The 671-nt window shown below is 68.1% G+C and carries 1 protein-coding gene; it reads left to right on the top strand.

The annotated features are described in order from the left end of the window. The coding region (locus G7A99_RS23285) for an ABC transporter permease (RefSeq protein ID WP_163144427.1) at nt 1–575 on the top strand (575 nt) is incomplete at its 5' end. Nucleotides 576–671: the final 96 nt, after the last annotated feature.

Below are 671 nucleotides of genomic sequence, written 5' to 3'. Positions count from 1 at the left end.
TGATCTCCACCACCATCGGCGTGCTCGCCTCGATGGCGATGGTGCGCTACGACTTCCCCGGCAAGCGCCTGGTCTCCACCGCACTGGTGGCACCGATCCTCGTGCCGGAGGTGGTGCTCGCGGTGGCGCTGCTGCTGTTCCTGCAGTTCCTCTCGGTGCCCAAGAGCTTCCCGCTGCTGCTCGCCGGCCACGTAATCTTCACCCTGCCCTTCGTGGTGCTGGTGGTGCAGGCACGGCTGGTGGGCATCCGCCGGGAATACGAGGACGCCGCCCGCAGCCTCGGCGCGAACCCGCTGCAGACGTTCCGCGAGGTCACGCTGCCGCTGATGCTGCCGGCGGTACTCGCCGGGATGCTGTTCAGCTTCACGATCTCCTTCGACGACATCACCGGCACGCTGTTCTGGAAGCCCGGGGGCGTGGAGACCGTGCCGACGCAGATCTTCGCGATGCTGCGCAACTCCATCAGCCCCGAGATCAACGCCCTGGGCACGGTGATGGTGCTGATCACTGTCGCCCTGCCCCTGACCGGCGCCGCACTCGCACGGCGGCTCGCCGCCCGTATGCGCGGGCGTTGAGCGCGCCACGGCAACCACCGCCACGCATCCCACGAGAGGAGACAGCGAGATGGACGAGAGCACACGTTACGAGCGCCTGCTGGCGCGATACCGCGA

The organism is Arhodomonas sp. KWT (genome assembly GCF_010993615.1).
Note: the sequence above shows the minus strand (reverse complement) of the source record. Positions and strands in the feature narration are given on the sequence as shown.